Below are 22,598 nucleotides of genomic sequence, written 5' to 3'. Positions count from 1 at the left end.
GGGTAATAAGAGCTGATAATAAATGTATCGCTCCCAATAAAATAATAAAAGAAAACCAACGACTATGGCAAAAAACGATAAGGGGCTGACCCCAATGATGCGACAATTCTTCTCAATGAAAGCGAAACATCCTGATGCATTGATGCTCTTTAGATGTGGCGACTTCTATGAGACGTATTGCGATGATGCCATAGAGGCCTCACGTATTCTTGGTATTACGCTTACACGCCGTAACAATGGAGCGGCAGCAGGCGACGAGATGGCTGGTTTCCCTCATCACGCCTTGGATACGTTTCTGCCAAAGCTCATTCGTGCAGGTAAACGTGTAGCCATTTGCGACCAATTGGAAGACCCTAAAAAAAAGAAAGAAGAACTTAAAGGAAAGAAAGGGGTATCGGCTGAAGACAAGATGGTGAAGCGTGGCATCACCGAACTTGTTACCCCGGGTGTGGCAATGGGCGATAACGTGCTCAATTATAAAGAAAACAACTTCCTTGCAGCGGTTCACTTCGGTCGTGGAGCGTGTGGTATCAGCTTCTTAGATATTTCCACAGGCGAGTTTCTTACAGGCGAAGGCACATTCGACTATGTGGAAAAACTCATCGGCAACTTCTCTCCTAAAGAGGTATTGTATGAGCGAGGTAAGAAAAACGACTTTGAACGCCATTTCGGAACACGACTTTGTACGTTCGAGTTAGACGATTGGGTATTTACCGACCAAACCGCACGACAAAAACTACTCAAACATTTCGGTACAAAAAACCTCAAAGGCTTTGGTGTAGACCATCTTAACAATGGTGTGATTGCTGCAGGAGCAATTATGCAATACCTTGAGATTACCCAGCATACAAACATCAATCACATCACTTCCCTTGCTCGCATAGAGGAAGAAAAGTACGTACGCTTAGACCGTTTTACTATTCGTTCGCTCGAATTGGTAACCCCAATGCAGGAAGATGGTTTGTCGTTGCTCAACGTAATAGACCGCACCATTACTCCAATGGGTGGTCGTTTGTTGCGCAGATGGCTTGTTTTCCCCCTCAAAGAGGAAAAACCTATCAACGAACGATTGGATATTGTAGACTATTACTTTCGTGAACCCGACTTCCGTCAATGTTTGGACGAACAGATGCATCGCATTGGCGATTTAGAGCGCATCATCTCTAAGGTGGCAGTAGGACGAGTTTCGCCCCGTGAGGTTGTACAACTCAAAACGGCATTGATGGCTATTCAGCCCATTAAGACAGCTTGCCTCTATGCCAATAAGGAGGCTTTGAAAGCCATTGGCGAACAGCTGAACCTTTGCGAGTCGATACGTGAACGCATAGAACGTGAAATTAAACCCGACCCACCACAGCTTATCAACAAAGGCGATGTGATAGCCCACGGCTTTAATGCCGAACTTGACGACCTTCGCTCTATTCGTGACAACGGCAAGCAATACCTTTTAGAAATACAAGAAAAGGAAGCCGAAAAGACAGGCATTAGTTCATTAAAAATAGGTTTCAACAACGTATTTGGCTATTACCTTGAAGTGCGCAATACGTTTAAGGACAAAGTGCCTGAAGAATGGATACGCAAGCAAACCCTTGCACAGGCAGAACGCTACATTACTCCCGAACTAAAGGAATACGAGGCTAAAATATTGGGAGCTGACGAAAAGATATTGGCATTAGAAACAAAGCTCTTCAACGAGTTGATACAAGATATGCAGAAGTTTATTCCACAAATTCAAATCAATGCCAACCTCATTGCTCATTTGGATTGCTTGCTCTCTTTTGCGGTTACTTCTGAAGAACATCATTATGTACGACCAGTGGTAGACACCACAGAAGTAATCGACATTAAGCAAGGTCGCCACCCTGTAATAGAAACACAACTGCCTTTGGGCGAACAGTATGTGCCGAATGACGTACTATTGGACAACGAACGTCAACAAATAATGATGATTACGGGTCCCAATATGGCAGGTAAGTCGGCTCTGTTGCGCCAAACGGCACTTATTGTACTGCTTGCACAAGTGGGCTGTTTCGTACCTGCCGAAGGAGCAAAAATAGGGTTGGTGGATAAAATCTTCACCCGTGTGGGCGCATCAGACAATATTTCGTTGGGCGAATCTACCTTTATGGTAGAGATGACCGAAGCATCTAACATTCTCAACAACGTTACTCCACGTTCGTTAATCCTATTTGATGAACTTGGACGAGGCACAAGCACCTACGACGGCATCAGTATAGCGTGGGCAATTGTGGAATATCTGCACGAACAACCCAAAGCGCAAGCTCGCACGCTCTTTGCTACTCACTACCACGAACTGAACGAAATGGAAAAGATATTCCATCGTATTAAGAATTACAACGTATCGGTACGTGAGAACGAGGGCAAAATTATCTTCCTTCGCAAGTTAGCACGAGGAGGCAGCGAACACTCGTTTGGTATTCACGTAGCCGATATTGCAGGTATGCCACGCTCTATTGTGAAACGTGCCAATGTGGTGTTGAAACAATTGGAAAACGACAATTCGCAGGCTACGGGCAGTATGCGCAAGCCCAATGCCGAAAGCATAGACCAAACACGTGAGGGAATGCAACTCTCCATCTTCCAATTAGACGACCCTGTACTGACCCAAATACGTGACGAAATTCTTGGTCTCGACATCAACAACCTTACCCCTGTTGAGGCTTTAAACAAGCTGAACGAGATTAAGAAAATTGTGAATGGCAGATAAACCCAAATCGGTCATTAGCCCGCAAAGGCTTTTTAAAGCGTTTAGCTGTTATGCTTTTCTTCGTCTTTGCACCTTATTTTGGCTCTTTTCGTTTGTTTTTTCAGTTGTTTAGCTCGCTAAACGTCTTCAAAAACACCCAAAAATAGCTCAAAATAAGCTCGCAAATCTCGAAGAAGTCTAACGACCGATTTGGGATAAGATGTATTTCTATATCTCTAAAATCTATTACGATTTAGCCCCCTATCCTCAAGTTTCGGCTTGTGATAGGGGGCTAAATTGTATCTCTACCCTTTCTTTTTGTGTATTGCTCTTACTTCTTTCTGATGATGGTCAGACCGTCTCTTAGGGGCAATATCACCTTTTCTACTCGTCCGTCTTGTGCTACAAAGTCGTTGAAACGGCAGATGCCTTGAGTCTGACTGTCCTTTTGATAAGCCTCGTCGGTAACGTGTCCGTCCCACAGCGTGTTGTCGGCTAAGATGTAACCACCCTTGCGGAGTATGGACAACACCATTTCATAAGTTTCCATATAGGTGCGCTTGTCGCCATCTACAAAAGCCATATCAAACTCAACGCCGAGTTTTGGAGCTTCTATGTTGGCATCGCCAATGCGAAAATCTATCTTGTCAGCCACGGCAGAACCCTCTATCCACGGGCGTGTGAAGTCTTCCATCTCATCGTTTATCTCGAATGTGTAGAGCTTTCCGCCCTCCTCTAAGCCTTCGGCGATGCAGATGGCAGAGTAGCCGCTGAAAGTTCCTACCTCCAAAACATTCTTGGGTTGCACCATTCTTACCAACATCTTCAACAGTCTGCCTTGAAGGTGTCCGCTTGCCATACGACCGTGTACGGTGTGAATGTTGGTGGCACGATAAAGGCGGTATAAGTAGTCGCCCTCGGCATCAATATGATTGAGGACGTAATTATCAAGATCTGTATTCTCGTTCATTGTTTTTTATTAATTCGGACTTGTCCGACTTGTCCGACTTGTCCGACTTGCCCAACCAGTCTTATTCATCAAAGAGAATTATCCCTTTGCCATCTCGCTTATTGCTTCCACTGCCAATCGGTAGCTATCCATTCCGAAACCTTGTATTGTTCCACGGCAGGCAGGTGCAATCATTGAGTGGCGGCGGAAGTCCTCACGGCTGTTTACGTTGCTGATATGCACCTCGACCACAGGCGTTGTGATAGCCTTGATGCAGTCTAATAAGGCTATACTTGTGTGCGTATATGCTCCTGCATTGAGCACAATGCCGTTGTAAGTAAAGCCCACTTGTTGCAGCTTATTAATGAGTTCGCCCTCAACGTTGCTTTGGAAGTATTCTAACACGATGTCAGGATAACGCTCCTTTAATGTTTGAAAGTAGGTTTCCATTGTTTGTGTGCCATACACATTGGGTTCGCGTGTGCCTAACAAGTTGAGGTTAGGACCATTGATGATGATTATTTTCATTATTACACCGAAATTACTTATCTTTGTACTCAAAGATGCAAAAATACACATTTAAATGGAAACGAGCAAAGAAACATCTTCTAATCTTGTAAAGCGGTATCAACGTTATTTGAAGCTTGAGAAAGGGCATCCTGAAAATACGTTGGACGCTTATTTGCGCGACTTAGATAAGCTCTTAAACTACTTTCAAGGGGAAGGCAAAAGTCCGCTTGAAGCAGAGTTGGAAGATATAGAGCACTTCGCTGCAACCGTGCGCGACCTTGGCATTGGTGCACGTTCGTTGGCTCGTATTCTAAGCGGTGTGCGTCAATTCTATCGCTATCTCGTGCTTGATGGCTACATTAAGAACGACCCTACCGAACTGCTCGAATCGCCTAAACAATCCCAACATCTCCCTGAAGTACTTTCCACAGCCGAAGTCGACCAGATACAGCAAGCCATAGACCTATCTAAGTGGGAAGGGCATCGTAACAAAGCCATCATAGAGGTATTGTTCTCGTGCGGACTGCGTGTGTCAGAACTTACCCAACTGAAGCTCTCACACCTTTATATAGACGAACAATTTGTGCGTGTTATGGGAAAGGGCTCTAAAGAACGATTAGTACCTATATCGCCACGGGCTTTAGACGAATTGGGCTATTGGTTTATCGACCGCAACCAAATGAAGATAAAAGAGGGCGAAGAAGACTATGTTTTTCTTAATCGTCGTGGGGCGCATCTCACCCGAACGATGATACTCATAATGCTAAAACAATATGCCAAAGAGGCTGGAATAGAGAAAACCATCTCGCCCCATACCCTGCGCCACTCCTTTGCCACAGCATTGTTGGAGGGTGGAGCCAACCTTCGTGCCATTCAAGCGATGTTGGGTCACGAAAGTATAGCTACAACCGAAATCTATACACACATCGATACTACAACCCTGCGCAAAGAGATATTGGAGCATCACCCTCGAAACATTCGTTACCGAGAGGAGCACAAATTGTAGATGGCTCTCTGCAAAACGCATCTCGTCTATCTCAACTTTAGCTACTCTTTATGTATATCTCTGTTAAACTAAAATATTCACCTTAATTCCGCAGCATAAATTCTTGTAAGAACTCCAAGTGCCTGAGAAACAAAGTTCTCAAAACACTTGGATATGTCAGAAATTTCACCTATCTTGGTGCTGTAAACATAACAAGTAAGCAAAAAAAACTGATATGGCAAAGGTAGCAATTAAAAACGAGAATATCACTTCTTTCGGTGGAATTTATCATATTATGGACGTTTTCTCAAAGTTGGGCTTTGAAAAACTTACCGAATCTGTATTGGGCAAACGTGGAAGTAGCGGCAAAGCATTCTGTTATGGAAGTATTTTTGGATCTCTCTTCTTCAGTTACCTTTGTGGTGGAGAATGCCTTGAGGACATCAATGCGCTTATTGGGCAGTTCAAGCAAAGACCTGATACGCTGTTACCCGGTGCCGACACTGTGGGGCGCGGACTAAAGGAGCTTACCGAGAAAAATATTGTCTATAAGAGCAAGACCTCCGACAAGTCGTATAGTTTCAACACAGCAGAAAAGTTGAATACCTTACTTTTACGGATGATACGAAGAATGGGGCTTATAAAGGTGGGCAGTCATGTTGACTTAGACTTTGATCACCAGTTTATTCCAGCCCACAAGTTCGATGCAAAATATTCTTACAAGCAGGATTTTGGCTATTTCCCTGGTTGGGCTTCCATTGGGGGAATCATAGTCGGAGGTGAGAATCGTGACGGAAACACCAATGTGAGATTCCATCAAGAAGACACGCTCCGTCGCATTATGGACCGTGTAACCTCAGAACTTGGTGTGGTAATAGAGCGTTTCCGTGCTGATTGCGGATCGTTCTCAAAGGAAATTATCCAAACCGTAGAGCAGCGCTGCAACACGTTCTATATACGTGCTGCCAACTGCGGCAGCCGACACGAGGACTTCCGCCAGCTGAAAGAATGGAAGAGTGTTGAGGTTGATTATGAGAGATGCGATGTCACCTCCGTCAGCATAGACAACTTAATAGAAGGAAAGTCATACAGGCTTGTCGTACAGCGTAGTCCTTTGAAAGACAAGGATGGCAAGCAACAGACAGATATGTTCGGAGTAATATACACATACCGCTGTATCCTCACCAATAACTGGATGTCTACCGAGAAAGACATCATTACATTTTATAATGAGCGTGGAGCAAGCGAAAAGAACTTCGACATACAGAACAATGACTTCGGATGGTCACATCTGCCCTTTTCCTTTATGGCTGAGAATATGGTTTTTATGATGGTTACCGCCATGCTGAAGAACTTCTATCTCTATCTCGTCCGTCATATCAGCGATAAGGTCAAGCCGTTGAAAAAGACAAGCAGGCTGAAAGCCTTTATCCTCCATTTTGTCAACGTACCAGCAAAATGGGTGCGCACTGGAAGGCAGAACGTTCTGAACCTATATACAAATAAAAACTACTACGCTGAGGTCTTTATTGAATAAACATCATTTTTTGTGGTTTTTCATACTTCCCCATTGGTTTGGGTGGGGGATTTTATGCTTAGAAAAGACCCCAAAAACACCGAAGCACCTCATATCAACATATAGAGCCCCAAAAAGACATCTCAACATATAAAATTTTCTCACAAGAAAAAATACTGCGGAATTAAGGATTCACAAGAAAGCTCCTTTTGAAATAGATCTTAATGTGTGCAAGGGCGTGTAGGGGTTAAAACATTATTTCGTGGAATGAAAAAAGCTATATCAAACCCGTTTCCGAGTTTAATATAGCTTTTATAGTTTTAAGTAGTTCGTTGTTCAGAACCTACCTAATAGTTGTCTTTTACTTAGCAGGAGTCATTACAACTTCAACTTGGTTGCCTGCACTCATCAAAGTCTTGATAAAGTTAGCTACCTTTTCAGGAGTCAATGCTTGAATAGTTGCCTTGCAAGTAGATTCAGTATCGATGCCATACCATGTGTATGTATCAAGTACACCCATCCAGTGGCCGTTGCCCTTAGCATCGATGTCTGCCTGCTTCAACATAAAGTCTTTCACCTTCTGAAGTTTGTCAGCGTCTACCTTAATGCTGTTAGCCTTGATACCATCGTTGAGGAGTTTCACTGCCAATTCAGCCTTGTTAGGGTCCATTGGGCAATAAGCCTGCATTACAGCGTAGCTCTTGTTGCCACGGAAGATCAATGCACCACTTGCACTTACTGAGTAAGCAGCACCTTGGTCTTCACGAATGTCCTTCAAATACTGCATTGACAAAATCTGACCTGCTGCATCTGCGAGGATAGCATTTTCAACAGTGTAAGGCATTTCCTTGTGCCAGAACTCGAAACCGATAGCCTTTGGAGTTTCAGACTTGTTGGTGAACTTGTTTGAAACCTTACCTGTTCTGTAGTTAGGAACTTCCTTCCAGTTTTCTGTCTTGCCTTTAGGGAAGCAACCGATATACTTCTCAATCAATGGACGGAGTGTAGCTTCGTCAAAGTTACCAACGAATGTGTACACATACTGGCTTGGGTTTGTGAAGCGTTCTTTCCATATCTGGAGAATACGGTCGTAGTTTACACCCTTCAAAGTCTTCATTGACAATGGTGCATTGCGTTCCTTGTCAGCGTTGAGGGTCAATGAAATAGAATCAGAGAATACGCTTTCAGGCGATAAGTCCTTGTTCTTCAATGCTTGTTCTAACTGAACCATAACTGCGTCGTACGACTGTTGGTCCTTAGCCACCTTGGTAAAGTTGAGATAAAGCAACTGCAACATAGTTTCAACGTCCTTTGGTACAGCGTGACCGCTTACTGTCTGGAAGTAGTTGCCGAGGCTCAAGCTGATGCTTGCCTGCTTACCATAGAGTGCCTTCTGCAATTCTTGGTTAGAGAAGTTGCCCAAACCGCTGATGCCGATGATAGAGTTGAAGAGCTTCAAGTTGTCATAGTCAGCCTTGCCGTATGAACCTGAACCACCCTTAGCAACAGCGCTGAAGCGTACTTCGTTTTCCTTAAAGTTGGTCTTTTTCAAGATTACACGTGCGCCATTGCTCAATGTGAGTTCCTTGTAACCTAACTTTTTGTTCTCGGTTTCCTTAACTATCTTACCAGCCTTTGGCAATTTTGTTTCGTCTACCAATGGTTCTTGCTTTGTGTTGTCCACGTATGGTTCCAACTTTTCTGCACGTACCTCGCTGATAGCCTTAGCCATCTTGTCTTCAGTAGGATAGTTTGCGCCAGCCTTTTCCTGAACATAGATGTTTGCAATAAAGTTGCTATCGTTGTCAGAGATGAGTTGCTTAACATACTCGTTAACCAACTGAACGTTCAACATAGGCATTTCGATGAACTGCTTCATAATAGCATATTCGTCTTCCTTGCTTGGGATAGGTTCGTTCTTGAGGAAGTGGTCGCGGAGCTCATCACCATATTGGTCGTTCTTCACCTTGTTACGGTTCTGATACAATGCTTCCAACTTAGAAAGGTATTCAGCCTTCATACGGTCGAACTCACCAGGTGTGAAACCAAATTGGCGTACACGCTGTGCTTCACGGTAGATAGCCTTGAATGCTTCAAGCTCTTTGCCTTCCTTAGGAGTAGCACCCAATGTGAATGCGTCCTTAGTGCTTGAGAGGATAAACTTGCCATCGTAGCCGTATGCGTTGATGAATGGGCAGTCAGCCTTGATAGCCATTTCTTGGAAACGTTGGTTAAGCATCATTGCCATAATTTCTTTTAAGTAAGCATCGATATAGTAATACTGATCGCTCTTCATTTCCTTAGGGAATGCCTCATGCTTCATATAGATACCTACGCTACTGTGCTGCATTTCCTTATCCTTCTCAAAGATGTAGATAGCCTTATCATTGTCTGGAACTGGTACAGGTACTACCTGTGCAGCGTCAGCACCAGGAGCAGGTACGTTAGCCCAAAGCTTCTTAATCTGAGCTTCAATCTTGTCCACATCCACATCACCTACAACAATGATACACTGGTTGTCTGGGCGATACCACTTGTGATAGTAGTCGCGCAATGCCTGATACTTGAAGTGGTCAACAACGCTCATCAAACCGATAGGCAAGCGGAGACCATACTTACAGTTAGGGTACATCTTAGGAAGTGAACGCTCAAGAATACGCATTGTAGCGTTTTGGTTCAACTGCCATTCTTGGTGAATTACGCCACGTTCTTTGTCTATTTCCTTGTCAGCAAGTGTAAGACCGTTCGACCAGTCTTTCATAATGAGCAAGCAAGAGTCCAAAGCCGATTGACGTTGTACAGGTACGTTGCACACACGGTAAACAGTTTCTTCGATAGAAGTAAACGCATTGAGGTCGCTACCAAACTCAACACCGAGCGAGCGTGTAAACTCAAGGAGGGTAGAGTCAGGGAAGTGTTCCGAGCCGTTGAATGCCATATGTTCCAAGAAGTGAGCCAAACCACGCTGGCTTTCTTCTTCCTGAATAGCACCTACACGCTGTGCGATGTAAAAGTTAGCAACCTTCTCTGGCCATTCGTTGTGTAGAATGTAGTAAGTCAAACCATTGCTGAGCTTACCCTGTCTCACGTTCTTGTTTACGGGGATAGGACCCATCTGCTGTGCAGAAGCCATTCCCGAAACGAAAACAAGAGCAGCAAAAAGTAAATGTTTTAGTTTCATCTTTAGATTTATTAAAATAATGTTTTGTTTCTGCTTACAAAGGTACATAAAATCTCTAAATGCAATAATATTTTAATAGAATTTAGTAACTAATTTGCTAATTATCAGCAATTATAGCGATTTTATGGAATAAATATACTGTAAAATTGCAGAAATGCGATTTTATGTGTGCTTTTCAGTAATTATTTATCGAATTACGATATATAACACAGATACTTACTACATTGCTCATTTACGTCTATGGTGTGCAATGAAGTATTCTCTTTTTTCTCTATTTAGGGTGTAAAACGATGATATATGTAAAGGAATTGAGAAAAATAGTAGCGTGTTGGTTTGTGGAAGAATAGAACAACCTTATTTTTCACTTGATGTATTAAAGTTTAGTTTGCAACTTATTGATTATTAAAGCGTTATAATCCTATTTCAAAACATATATGTTTTAGCCCCTCAAAGTTGAACTTTGATAATGCCAAACATATATGTTTTGGAAACGAAACATCAATGTATGATTTTTAAAAGTATGGGCGAGGAAAAATAGGACAATAAGAGTCTTGTGTGGTCTTGTTTTTGGATTGCAAATGTAAAGTTTATTTTCTGTTTATCCCACATCGGTCGTTAGAATGAGAATGTATTTTGCGATTATTTTGAGATTTATTTTGCATATATCAAAGGATCATAGCGGGCTATGTGACTGCAGATATAGGTAAAATAAAGCCAAAATAATCCAAAAGACAGCTCATAAGTTTCAAAAATAATAAAGTAAGCACCTAAACTGGTCTAATGACCGATTGGGGTTTATGTTTCCTTTCATCTTTTTACGTGCTGATTATTAGCAGAAAACCTCCCTTTTTTAAGCTATCATGGTGCTGTATTGAAAAAAATGCGTAACTTTGCCTTACCTTTATATATACAAAGGTGGACAAATAGAACGAACGAAAATATAGAAACTAAGATGAAAAAATACCTTACATTTGCATTGATGACACTCGCTTTGAGTGCAAATGCACAAGATAAAGCAGCCGAGAATGGTGCAAAGTTGCAGTTTACAACCATCAAAGCAAACCCCATTACTCCCATTAAGAACCAATACAAGAGTGGTACTTGCTGGTGTTACGCTACCTTGGGTTTCTTCGAGAGCGAAGTGTTGCGTGCTACGGGTAAAACAGTAGACCTTAGCGAAATGTTTGTGGCAAACAAAAACTACCTTGATGAGGCAATATTCCATACCCGTATGCACGGAATGAGCCGATTTTCGGAAGGCGGAAGCTGCGATGATGCGTTAGAAATGATTAAGGCACACGGCGTTGTTCCCGAAAGCGTAATGGCACAACCTGGGTCAATGGTGGGCGATACCTTAGCCGACTTCACCGAATTTTTCCCTTCGTTGGAAAAGTATGTGGCATCTATTGCCGAAGAGGAACACAAGGAACTAAGTCCAGCGTGGACGAATGGCGTTCAAGGTATCATAGATGCGTATATGGGCAAGTGTCCTACAAGTTTCACTTACGAAGGCAAGAGCTACACTCCACAGACTTACGCTGCCTCATTGGGCTTGAACTGGAACGACTATATCAGCATTACAAGTTTCACGCATCATCCTTTCTATGAGAAATTTGCCATCGAAGCTCCTTACAAATGGCGCTGGAGCTTGAGCCACAATGTACCTTTAAACGATATGATGACCATCATAGACGAAGCATTGGACGCTGGCTACACCGTGGCGTGGGGTGGTGACGTTAGTGAAGATGGTTTCACACGCAACGGATTAGCACTCAATGTAGACAATAGCTCAATGAAATCGCTCGGAGGTACCGATGCAGCAAGGTGGTTGCGCCTATCTAAGAGCGAACGAGCAGCCAAGTTGGAAGCGTTAGGAGCAAATACTCCAGAGGTTACAGCATCTCAGGAACGCCGCCAAAAGCGTTTCGATAACTGGCGTATGACCTACGATCACGTTATGGTAATCTATGGTCGTGCCAAGGATCAGAACGGAAAAACCTACTATATGGTGAAAAACTCGTGGGGTACTAACACCCATTACGATGGCACGTGGTATATGTCGCGCAACTACATTGCCGACAACACGGTTTACATCTTTCTAAACAAGAATGCTGTAACCAAAACTATGGCAAAGAAAGTAAAGCTCAAAATCTAACAAAGCTAATTTATAGAACCACCCGTAAAATAATTAGGAGATTTTGGACTATCTAAAGTCTCCTAATTATTTATTTTTCCTTTCAAAGAAAACTATGCTTCAAGAATCGCCCATACAACTCCTGCAACGCCAAAAAGTATTGTTACAAATGGAATATTACGCTGAAAAAGAGTCGTTTCGCAAACTTACCGAGACGATAGGTATTCGGCGGAAGACCAAACGTGGCGATGCGTGGTTTCCCGTTCGAGTGGGAAAAAGCTATTACAACTCGTTAAATCAGCGAGTAGTAGAGGTGTTCCGCACCGAAGATTTGGACGTGGAGCATAACTTTGAGTTTGGGCGTCCCGTAACCTTCTTCAACATCAAGCAAAAGGCCGATGCCCCAACTTCCGAAGCGACAAAAATAAGCTATTACAACTTTACGGGAACGGTGTCGTATGTAGATGGCGAACGTATGGTAGTGAGCCTTCCTGATGCTGCACCTGTGATAGACTTGCAAAATTCGTCCACGCCCATAGGTTGCCAATTGTCGTTTGACGAAACGTCTTACCAAATGATGTTCGATGCACTCGACCGTGTAATCAACGCAAAGAACGGCCGCTTGGCTTATCTACGCGACCTTTTCTACACACACCATAAAGCCGAGCGTTTCGCCTTTGCAGCTACACGCTTTCCTTGGCTCAACCCCACACAAGAAAAAGCCGTCAACGAGGTGTTGTGGGCTAAAGATGTAGCCGTAGTACACGGACCTCCAGGAACAGGAAAGACCACCACATTGGTAGAAGCCATCAACGAAACACTGATGCGAGAGAGCCAAGTAATGGTGTGTGCGCAAAGCAATATGGCGGTAGACTGGATTTGCGAGAAACTTGTAGACCGCGGTATCAATGTTTTGCGCATAGGCAATCCCACCCGTGTGAACGACAAAATGCTTGGTTTCACGTATGAAAGACGCTTTGAGGCTCACCCCGACTACGACCAACTATGGTCTATCCGCAAAGCCATTCGCCAACTGAAAAGTGGTAAAGGGCGTGGCTCGGACAGCTATCACCAAAAGATGGATAGACTGAAAAGTCGTGCCACCGAATTGGAAATACGCATCAACAGCGAACTCTTTGGCGAAGCAAGGGTAGTAGCCTCCACCCTTGTAGGGGCAAATAGTCGCATAATGGAAGGGCAAAAGTTTACAACGCTCTTTATAGATGAGGCTGCCCAAGCCTTAGAAGCAGCGTGCTGGATAGCCATTCGCCGTGCTTCACGTGTGATATTGGCAGGCGACCACTGCCAATTGCCACCTACTGTAAAGAGTCTGCCCGCACTGAACGCAGGATTGGGCAAAACCCTGATGGAACGCATTGTGGAGAACAAGCCCGAAGTAGTAACCCTCCTCAAGGTGCAATATCGCATGAACGAACAGATAATGCGCTTTTCGTCCAACTGGTTTTACAAAGGCGAGGTGGAGAGCGCACCACAAATAAAGTATCGGGGCATATTAGACTACGACTACCCTATAATGTGGTTAGACACGAGCGAGGTGGAAGTGGGCGACGACGAACCTACTTTCAACGAGCAGTTTGTAGGTGAGAGTTTCGGACGCATAAACAAAGGCGAGGCAGAACTTACCCTAAAAAGTTTAGAACAATATTTTACGAAAATAGGCAAACAGCGCATCTTAGATGAAAAGATAGATGTTGGCGTTATTTCGCCCTATCGTGCACAGGTGCAATACCTACGTAGGCTTATCAAGAAGGGTGAGTTCTTTAAGCCTTATCGCCACCTCATCACCGTAAACACGGTAGACGGCTTCCAAGGGCAGGAACGTGATGTTATTCTTATCTCAATGGTGCGTGCCAACGACAATGGCGAAATAGGTTTCTTAAAGGACCTTCGCCGTATGAATGTTGCCATAACACGTGCCAGAATGAAACTCATCATTCTTGGAAATGCCACAACAATGTGCCATCATAAGTTCTATAAAGCGTTGTTTGACTATATTCAGCAAATCAACGATGAAGCACCTGTGTTTTAACCCAAATCGGTCGTCAGACCAGTCTGACCAGTCAGACACGTCCGACTGGTCCGACTGGTCCGACTGGTCTGACTGGTCCGACTGGTCTGACGAGCGATTGGGGCTTAATTTTTAATTTAAATCAATGATACAACAAGATTATTTTTTGAGAGTGTTAGAAGAATTCTTTGCAGCCATAGCCCTTTTCTTAGAGAAAAAGAAAGAGAACAAGGACGACGACTTGAAAGACCTATATCGTCAGTATGTAGGCGACTATGCTTTATTGCGAAATATGAGTGTGGAGGAACTCATCGCCTATGCCCAAGACGAATGGAAAGCCGCCGAAAGGGTGCAACGCTTAGAGATGGTAGCCGAACTTTTGTATGTTGAGGCGAGCTATAAGGTAAACCCATTGCGTGCTATGCTCCTCGAAAAGGCTTACAACCTGTTTGCCTATGTTGATGCACATCACAACGTTTATTCTATGGATAGAAAGGCAAAGATGACAAAAATACGTGAAGCATTGGGACGATAAACCCTGCTGCACGTATTGTTCTATTTATAACCACTAAATCTATTCTTACCGAAACATCTATCTTACGGACGCAAAACATATATGTTTGGGCTTCCCAAAGTTCAACTTTGAGGCGGTAATATATATATGTTTGGGGTGGTCAAAGTTTAACTTTGAGAACTAAGCGTGTAATGTATTGACAATGAACTGTTTACAAATGTGTTTCTATCCCTTTGTTATTCGTTTTGCATTGGTCTATTTTTCCTTTCTCTCTTTTTTGTCTATCTTGTTGTAAGCCTCGTTCGGTTTCGACTATTGGATCTTGTTTTCTTGTGCGTATCATACCTCCGAAAAATACGTAACATTGTTTTTATAATAATGTGCACTTGTTACGAAACACTCGTAATGCACTGATAAAATGGTATTATTTTTAGTTTATAACATTTATTAACTTCTGAAAATTTGCGCTATTACGAATTTATCGTACATTTGCCACAGACAAAAACCAATTCGAATATGGAGAAACTGACAAAGCAAGAAGAAGAAGTGATGCTGCTGATATGGCAAACGGGGGTGGCTACGGTGAAACAAGTGTTGGAGCTGATGCCCGAACCTAAACCGCCTTACACTACCTTAGCATCTGTGTTTCAAAATCTAAAGCGCAAGCAATATGTATCGGCGGAGCAAAAGGGCATAACCTACTACTATTCGCCACGCATCGGAAAGAGTGAATACAAGCGCGAGTTTATGAAAGGTTTTGTAGACAATTACTTCAAAAATTCGTTTCGTGAGATGGTGTCGTTCTTTGCAAAGGAACAAAAGATAACTCCTGAAGAATTGCAAGACATCATCGACGAGATAGAGCGCGGACAGGAATAATAACCTCAAACTAAACAGATGCGACTATGGCAATCTATATGATTAAAATAAACCTTGCCCTCGTAGTACTCTATGGGTTCTACAAGATGATATTCACGGGCGATACCTTCTTTACGTGGCGGCGTGCTACACTTATAGGTATTTATCTTTTGGCAGCTGTTGTGCCAAGTCTCAACTTCACCTATTGGGCAAATGCCAATACAGAGATGGTGGCAATAGCGAATGACTATGCCGATGTGGTATTGCCTACAGTTACCATCACTGCCGAAGGAGGCACAGCTGCGCTTTGGATACCCATCTGTGAAGCCATTTACGGCATTGTTACCCTTCTGTTGCTGTTGCGTTTTGTGTGGCAGATAGTGTCTATCGTTCGCCTAAAGAAGCGTTGTAACATCGTAGAAATGAACGGAATAGAAGTGTATAAGCTGACGGGCAAGGAAGGACCATTCTCCTTTTTCAATTGGATATTTATCAATCCTGCTCACCATAACGCAAAAGAGACAGAGGCTATCCTCACCCACGAGCTCACCCATTGTAAGGAACGCCATTCGGTAGACATACTCTTTACCGAGCTATTTGGCGTGTTGTTTTGGTTCAATCCTTTTGTATGGCTCTTAAAGCGTGAGGTGCGACTCAATTTAGAGTATTTGGCAGACCATAAAGTGTTGTCGACGGGAGCAGATAGCAAGGCGTATCAGTACCACTTGTTAGGACTGACTTACAGTAAGAATGTAGCTACAATATCAAATAATTTCAATGTTTTACCCCTTAAAAAGCGTATTAAGATGATGAACAAAAAGCGTACAAACGGCATTGCAAAGGCCAAATATGCCTTGATAGTGCCAATGGCTGCAACCCTACTCGTTGTAAGCAATATAGAAACGGTGGCAAGAGAGATGCGCACCACAGTAACCAATATTGCCCAAATGTCGGCAAAAACCGAAGCAGATGCACAGGGCAAGCCGCAGCACAGGTACAAGAAGGTAGTGAGAGCCACACAGAAAAGAAAGCCTGTTGTGAAGCAAGAAGCTGTTGTAAAGAAAGAGAAGGCAGCTGAAACAGTTGTGTCTAAGGCGGTTGAAGAACCTGTTAAGAAAGTTTACAAAGTTGCAGAAGAGATGCCACAATTTGACGGAAACATAACGGAATGGCTTTTTCAGAACGTGAAGTATCCAGCCGAGGCAATGAAGAACAAGGAAGAGGGACGCGTTATTGTGAAGTTTGTAGTAGATTCAGACGGACAAGTGAGAGATGCAGAGTTGGTGCGTAGTGTTTCGCCTGCTTTGGATCAAGAGGCTATCCGTGTGGTAAATGCGATGCCAAAATGGAAGCCTGGAAAAGTGGACGGTAAGAATATAAGTGTTTGGTACACCCTCCCTGTTACGTTTAAGTCAAAATAAGTAGACCTTGGGCGACAAAACGATGAAACTCAAAAGTTTGTCGCCAATGTGTCTGTCGTAATAAATGTAAGGTTGCAGGTGAGGTGCTGTTATTTGTCTTTCTTGCAACCTTTCGTTGTATTTTCTCTTAAACCCAACTCGGTTATTAGCCCGCAAAGGCTTTTTAACGTCTTCAAAAACAACCAAAAATAGCTCAAAATAAGCTCGCAAATCTCGAAGAAGGCTAACGACCGATTTGGATTAAGGCTGGTTCTATAAATTAGCTTTGTTAGATTTTGAGCTTATTTTTGAGGTCAAAATGCAAGAGAGTGAAGGAGTGTAGCGAGCTACACGACTGAACGAACTTACATTTTGAACCAAAAACGGAGCAAGCCGAATGCAATCAAACTTGTTTGAATTGTTGAGGCGCAGCCCGTTTTATATAAAAAGAAACCAAAAGATAACAAAACGTATTTCATAAAAATTTAATGACTATATGCGGTGGTAATTTATAGAACCAGCCTTAAACAATAATCTAATAAAACGCTGTATGAAATATAGAATAATCTTCTTCGCTTACCTTATTATATATGTAACAGGTGTGAAAGCACAAACGTTGCAGCAGTTGACCATTGCTGGCGATAGCTGTATGAAGGCTTACGACTATCATAACGCCATCGGTTACTATGAAAAGGCGTCTGCTTTGAACGCTTCGTACAAGCTGAGAATGAAGTTGGCTGAGTGTTATTACCAACGCACTAACTATAGCAAAAGCAACGAGATTTTGGAGGCGATACCCCAAGACAGCCTTACCCACGACGCATTGCGAATGTTTTATTACGGTGCAGGTGCTGTGAAAGATATTAAGAAACAGCTCTTTTTGGGCGACCTTATTGCTATACGTTACCCAATGGATAGTAAAATTTTGGCTGATGTGATGAGGCTTTATACTTCAGATGCTGTCGATAAACCTATTTTCGCTTTAAAGCGTGGACAACTTTATGTTGACCGTGATTCTACCAACAATGAGGTGAACAGAGCATTGGGAGAGGCTTATTTTATGACAGGGTTTTATGAAAAATGTATCGAAACTTACGCTCGCGTGCATCAGCAAGGCGACACCACCTACAACTCGTTGTATTACACAGGTGGTGCATTTGAATACCTGAACCACAATGATTCGGCAGCAGTCTACTTTAGCAAGGCAATAGCACGTGAACCCAAGTTGGCTGTGGGATTTTACAGATTGGGAATGGTAGAGAATAAGCTTGGCGAATATGATAAGGCGGTGGAGCATCTCAAAACGGCTACAAAGCTCTACGAACCCAATAAAACCATTATGTTTGTCATTTATCGTGCAATGGGTGATGCCAAACAAAGCGTCAACGACCTGCGCTTGGCTACACTTTATTGGAGCTATGCTTTGGCTTATCAAGAGGATAAGGAACTGCAAACAAAGGTAGACGATATGAAGAAAAAGCTAAAGAAATAGCCCTAACTACTCTCATCACTTTGACATTCTCATTATTCAGGCTTGTCGGACAGGTCGGACAGGTCGGACAAGTCTGACAAGTCCGACAAGTCCGACAAGTCTGACAGGTCTGCTTCATCTAAACACCTGTAAAACAAACTATTTCGCATTTCCTATTTTCAAAACTCATAACTATATTCTATTTTTAACAATGTTTAACCTATAGGGGGGGGTAAATCAAGCTTGAATGATTATATTTGCAACAATTATTCAGTATTATATTAAATACTTGTTCTGTTTTATTCATAATTCAGATTCAAGGATTTTCAAAAATTATTATAAATCAACATAACTTTAAAGGAGATATTTTATGAAAAGTAGAATTACCAAAAGGTGGCTGGCACTCTGCTGCTTGCTTAGTACTTGGCTAAATGTAAATGCGTATGTGGGTGAGATTGTCAAAATAGCATCCGATAAAGACCCTGCTAAAACCTTTGTATGCGAAATTTTAAAAGATCCCGCTGGAGGCAGCTTTGGAGAAATTAAAATTGTTGATTGGGAATTTGATAGAGAATCTAAGCCAGATTTAATTTTTCCTGAGACATTAGCAATTACTACAACCAGTGGAAGTTATAAGACTACGCGACATTTCATACTAAGCAGCTGTGAGCCTAAAGAAGGTGCTATAAAAAAGTTGGTAGATGCGCATATTAATTATATAGCTTTTCCTAAGGCAATCGAAGCGAATGGTTATAAATACGTATTTTTCCCTAATGGTTGTTTTAAAGGAGCAGTAACCGTAGAAACAGCAGACCTTACGGGTTGGCATTCACCAAAAGATAGTTCTATTCCTGCTGAACTGTTTTGCGATTGTCCTAATCTAAAAACGGTGAAGTTAGACCCTTCTGTTACTTCTATTGGTGAGAAAGCTTTTTATGGTAGTGCTCTTCAAAGTTTAAATATAGAAAATACACAAATAACCTCTGTTGGTAAAGAAGCATTTGCTAATACGCAATCTGGCAACTTTGCATTTAGAGCTCCTTCAACCCTTAATACTTTGGGTGAAGGATGTTTTAAAAATAGTTATGCTGTTCTCGTATCGTTAGAGAAGTCGAATGTAAGCATTATTCCTGATAATGCCTTTAGAGGTTGTAAAGCTTCAATGATAACTTTTCCTGATGGTATAACAACTTTAGGTGCAACTGCATTTCTTTCTGCTGACAAGGTGGAAACACTTGATTTTAGCAAAGCTTTATTTACAAGCATTCCTGAAAGTTGCTTTGAAGGCACAATTTCTATGACTAATATTAAATTGCCTTCTTCTTTAACTACTTTAGGTCAAAAAGCTTTTAGATATGCTTCAGTTTTAGAAAGTATTGATCTTAAAAAGACAAAGGTAACCAATGTGGCTGCAGAAGCATTTAGTGGATGTTTTGCTCTTACTGATGTGAAACTTAATGACAAAACAGAAATTATAGGTTCTCAGGCTTTTAGAAATTGCTTATCATTAAAGTCAATGGAACTTCCTGGTACATTGGCAAGTGTTGGCGATTATGCTTTTTGTATGGACTACAGATCAAATTTAGAATATTTGCGTTTCCACGGAACAGCTGTAATTCCAACATTCGCAAAATATTCGTTCTTTAAGATTCCTACCACAGCAAAGCTTTACACACCTGTAGATTATGGTTATCTATATAAAAAGAATTTAAAAACAAAAGATGCTGTTATAACTGCATCTTTAAAAGCTGAAGACCGTGTACACGAAACATTGACAGTGGGTAAGAATGGTTATACTACTTACTTCCTTAACAACGAAAACTTTGAAGTGCCAGCAGGTATGATGGGCTTTATTATTACAGGTGTGGGCAGTGATAAGTATATTAAGACTACTCGTTGTGAGGCAGGTAGCTTGATACCAGCAAAGACTGGTTTCTTCTTGTGTAGCGTAAATACCGATAATTCGTTGGCAAAGAAGGGAAGCGCATACGGTGCAGATTACCGTGTGGCTATGACAACAGGTACAGAAAAGAGTGCAGTAGGTAGCTTGATGGTAGGTGTTGGCGTTGAAACTAAGGGTGTAGAACCACAAAAGAAGCAGTTCGCTGAAGCAAACACCACCTATTATATATTGGCAATGGGTTCAACAGGCACAAAGTATGCAGACAAGTATGGTTTCTATTATCAACAAGGTACAGGTGGTAAGTCGGTTAATATAACTCCACATAAGGCTGCTTTAGCTGTGCCTAACGCAATGGCAGCTGCTGCACGTGAAGCCCTCTTCTTCGACTTTGATATGCCTGGAGGAAGCGAACCAACAGGTGTGAAGAGCCTTGATGTAGAAGCAGAAAATACTAAACCTGTGATTTACGATATGCAAGGTCGCAGAGTAGAGAACCCATCAAAGGGTATCTATATCGTGAATGGCAAAAAGGTGGTTATTCGATAATAAGCGTTTAGCTTTAACCATTCATAATTTACAACTAAAGACGACAATAAACAATGAAAAAGAAATATAATCAACCTACTTCGGAAGTTATTACATTGAACCTTTCGGGTAGCATAGCAGAAACAGCAGGTAACTTGCAAACTCACTCATTTGAAACAAACCAAGAAATGGAAGCTAAGCCTTGGAACGGTGACGATGAAGTTATCGATTTAGAAGAATAAGAGGAACGCTTCAATAAACTATAAATATCGAAAAGGGATATGTCATTAGATTGATATGTTCCTTTTCTGTTTATATACATCTGCAAGGGCGTAAGTATCATCTATTGCGCATTTGGTAGCTATGGTTCTTTGCTGATGATATACATTTCTTTATTTTATAATGTATAAGCCTTAAGTATTAAGATGTAGGGTATAAATAGTCGACCCTCAAAAAGGCGACATCGCATTTTTCATATAGCCCTGCGGGAAGAATTGGTGTTGAAAATTTAATTCTTGTCTTCCACAGCACCACATAATCACTCTTTCAATTAGGCACAAAAGAAGCCTCATGGCTCTTTTGAAGTTAAATGCGGCAGCTGCAAGCATAACATTGATGGAGTCTCCGAAGAGACCCTTGTAGAAGTTCCTCCCCAACCGGTGGTCTGCCTTGCAGTGGCCAATGACAGGCTCTATTCCTGCCCGCTTGCGGAAGAGTTTGTGCTTTTTGTTCTTGGCGTACCGTGAGTCTGTTTTCTTGGGCGTGTCCGGAATTATGATTTGTGTCTGCCCACTCATGCTTTGTCCTCGGTATCCCCTGTCGCAGGCAAGTGTTTTTATTTTCCTGTCATACAGCCGCCTAACCTGCTCCATTGCCTTGTCTATCGTATGGCCGTCATACTCATTGCGGAATGACAGCGCACCGATGATGAGTCCGTCCCATAGTCTGACGATGGAGACCTTGTTGCCGAACTCGTACTTCTTGCCCTCTTTTCCCTTGCTGATACAAAGCACGTCTGGCTCGTGAAGCGAGTAGATCTTATGGCCGTCCAACCGCTCGCCGTTGACAAGCCTCATGCAGATGTCAATCCGCTCCTGGTAGGCATTTCTATCGGGCAGCAGGCGAAGCAGCTCCCTGAGCAACCTGCCCGCAATGGTGCGCATCCGCTTGTCGGCCTTCCTGACTTTGGCCTTGCTGTTCTTCCTACCCCTGAAACGCTGAACGAGCTTCAGTTCCTTTATCTCCTTGGCATAGCTCTGGCGGACCTTGAGGTTTTCCTTCTCCGCCACGCCGTGGCAAAAGTCTATCACCTTGTTCAGGAGTTTCGAGTCCGTGGGGAAGGTCACGTTCTTCTCCTGCACCGTCGTGTCGATGAATGCGGTATGCTCCGCATCGGGCTTGCGTCCACGTCCATCCTTGCCGTCTTTCCCCTGCATCTCCTCTTTTCTGTGGTCGCCGATTAAAAGATTGATGCGGATGCTTTCCTTGAGTATCAGCTCCATGCCAGATTCACCGATGCGACGGCGGAACTCGACAAGCTCGGTGGGAACGCAGGGAGCGTCGGTGCGGAATGCCTCCATCCCGCAAAAATACTGGAAGTAGGCGTTCTCCGAGAACTGCTCCACGACGCTCTCGTCTGAAACGTCACGAAGGTGTTTCAAGATCAGCAGACCGACCATCAGACGGATGGGCTTGGCCATACGGCCAGTGTCCTTGCTGTAAAGAGGGGCAAAAGACTGCTCAAACAGATTCCAATCAATCAGATTGGCTAACTTGTACAGGGAATTCTTGGGAGAGAGCATTGTCTCAAGATCCCAGAATAATGATGCCTGACGGACTTTGGATGGAGATTTATACATCGTTGAATTGCAAGATTTTACTATACAAAGATACAAAACTTTGTAGAAATATGCAAG

Annotated in this window: 16 protein-coding genes; 12 read left to right on the top strand and 4 right to left on the bottom strand. The window is 42.8% G+C overall.

Going from position 1 to position 22,598, the window contains the following annotated elements; translation table 11 throughout:
* Positions 1-64: 64 nt before the first annotated feature.
* Entirely contained in the window at positions 65-2,728 is a 2,664-nt protein-coding gene (gene mutS, locus CZ367_RS11175; protein ID WP_077196926.1) for a DNA mismatch repair protein MutS, read from the top strand.
* Between the two features lie 310 nt (positions 2,729-3,038).
* Here the strand turns inward: mutS and CZ367_RS11170 are convergent, their stop codons facing one another.
* On the bottom strand, positions 3,039-3,677 hold the full coding sequence (locus CZ367_RS11170; RefSeq protein WP_077196925.1) for an O-methyltransferase: 639 nt from the start codon (positions 3,675-3,677) through the stop codon (positions 3,039-3,041).
* Between the two features lie 78 nt (positions 3,678-3,755).
* Entirely contained in the window at positions 3,756-4,184 is a 429-nt protein-coding gene (aroQ, locus tag CZ367_RS11165) for a type II 3-dehydroquinate dehydratase (RefSeq protein WP_077197443.1), read from the bottom strand.
* Between the two features lie 55 nt (positions 4,185-4,239).
* Here aroQ and xerD point away from each other — a divergent pair, with 55 nt between their 5' ends.
* The gene (gene xerD, locus CZ367_RS11160) at positions 4,240-5,172 is read left to right on the top strand and encodes a site-specific tyrosine recombinase XerD (protein WP_077196924.1); all 933 of its coding nucleotides are present in this window, start codon (positions 4,240-4,242) and stop codon (positions 5,170-5,172) included.
* Positions 5,173-5,386: 214 nt separating this feature from the next.
* On the top strand, positions 5,387-6,688 hold the full coding sequence (locus CZ367_RS11155) for an IS1380 family transposase (protein WP_077195397.1): 1,302 nt from the start codon (positions 5,387-5,389) through the stop codon (positions 6,686-6,688).
* Between the two features lie 340 nt (positions 6,689-7,028).
* On the opposite strand, the gene CZ367_RS11145 is transcribed toward CZ367_RS11155, so the two are convergent.
* Entirely contained in the window at positions 7,029-9,848 is a 2,820-nt protein-coding gene (locus CZ367_RS11145) for a M16 family metallopeptidase (protein WP_077197442.1), read from the bottom strand.
* 880 nt (positions 9,849-10,728) lie between these two features.
* Between CZ367_RS11145 and CZ367_RS11140 the strand changes: the two genes are divergently transcribed.
* The 9 genes from CZ367_RS11140 (at position 10,729) to CZ367_RS15570 (ending at position 20,924) form a co-directional block, all read left to right on the top strand.
* Complete coding sequence (locus tag CZ367_RS11140) at positions 10,729-12,003, top strand: C1 family peptidase (RefSeq protein WP_144005983.1); 1,275 nt, start codon at positions 10,729-10,731, stop codon at positions 12,001-12,003.
* 94 nt (positions 12,004-12,097) lie between these two features.
* Positions 12,098-14,032 carry an AAA domain-containing protein gene (locus tag CZ367_RS11135; protein ID WP_077196923.1) on the top strand — a complete coding sequence of 645 codons (1,935 nt, stop codon included), beginning with the start codon at positions 12,098-12,100 and terminating at the stop codon, positions 14,030-14,032.
* Positions 14,013-14,147: a hypothetical protein gene (locus tag CZ367_RS16500; protein WP_262500738.1), complete on the top strand. Its 135-nt coding sequence runs from the start codon at positions 14,013-14,015 to the stop codon at positions 14,145-14,147. Before CZ367_RS11135 ends, CZ367_RS16500 begins: the two co-directional genes overlap by 20 nt.
* A 9-nt stretch (positions 14,148-14,156) precedes the next feature.
* Positions 14,157-14,546, top strand: coding sequence for a hypothetical protein (locus CZ367_RS11130; protein WP_077196922.1), 390 nt, complete (start codon positions 14,157-14,159; stop codon positions 14,544-14,546).
* 495 nt (positions 14,547-15,041) lie between these two features.
* The gene (locus tag CZ367_RS11125) at positions 15,042-15,404 is read left to right on the top strand and encodes a BlaI/MecI/CopY family transcriptional regulator (RefSeq protein ID WP_077196921.1); all 363 of its coding nucleotides are present in this window, start codon (positions 15,042-15,044) and stop codon (positions 15,402-15,404) included.
* A 26-nt stretch (positions 15,405-15,430) separates the two neighbouring features.
* A complete protein-coding gene (locus CZ367_RS11120) occupies positions 15,431-16,804 on the top strand; it encodes a M56 family metallopeptidase (protein WP_077196920.1) in 1,374 nt (457 codons plus the stop codon).
* A 529-nt stretch (positions 16,805-17,333) separates the two neighbouring features.
* Positions 17,334-18,275: a tetratricopeptide repeat protein gene (locus CZ367_RS11110; RefSeq protein ID WP_077196918.1), complete on the top strand. Its 942-nt coding sequence runs from the start codon at positions 17,334-17,336 to the stop codon at positions 18,273-18,275.
* A 349-nt stretch (positions 18,276-18,624) separates the two neighbouring features.
* Complete coding sequence (locus CZ367_RS11105) at positions 18,625-20,703, top strand: leucine-rich repeat domain-containing protein (RefSeq protein WP_077196917.1); 2,079 nt, start codon at positions 18,625-18,627, stop codon at positions 20,701-20,703.
* Between the two features lie 53 nt (positions 20,704-20,756).
* Positions 20,757-20,924 carry a hypothetical protein gene (locus CZ367_RS15570; RefSeq protein ID WP_154669332.1) on the top strand — a complete coding sequence of 56 codons (168 nt, stop codon included), beginning with the start codon at positions 20,757-20,759 and terminating at the stop codon, positions 20,922-20,924.
* A gap of 207 nt (positions 20,925-21,131) precedes the next feature.
* On the opposite strand, the gene CZ367_RS11100 is transcribed toward CZ367_RS15570, so the two are convergent.
* The gene (locus tag CZ367_RS11100; protein ID WP_077196916.1) at positions 21,132-22,541 is read right to left on the bottom strand and encodes an IS5 family transposase; all 1,410 of its coding nucleotides are present in this window, start codon (positions 22,539-22,541) and stop codon (positions 21,132-21,134) included.
* Positions 22,542-22,598 lie beyond the last annotated feature (57 nt).

The sequence above is a fragment of the Prevotella ihumii genome (assembly GCF_900155655.1).
Lineage (GTDB): Bacteria > Bacteroidota > Bacteroidia > Bacteroidales > Bacteroidaceae > Prevotella > Prevotella ihumii.
This window is presented reverse-complemented; position numbering and strand designations above follow the sequence as displayed.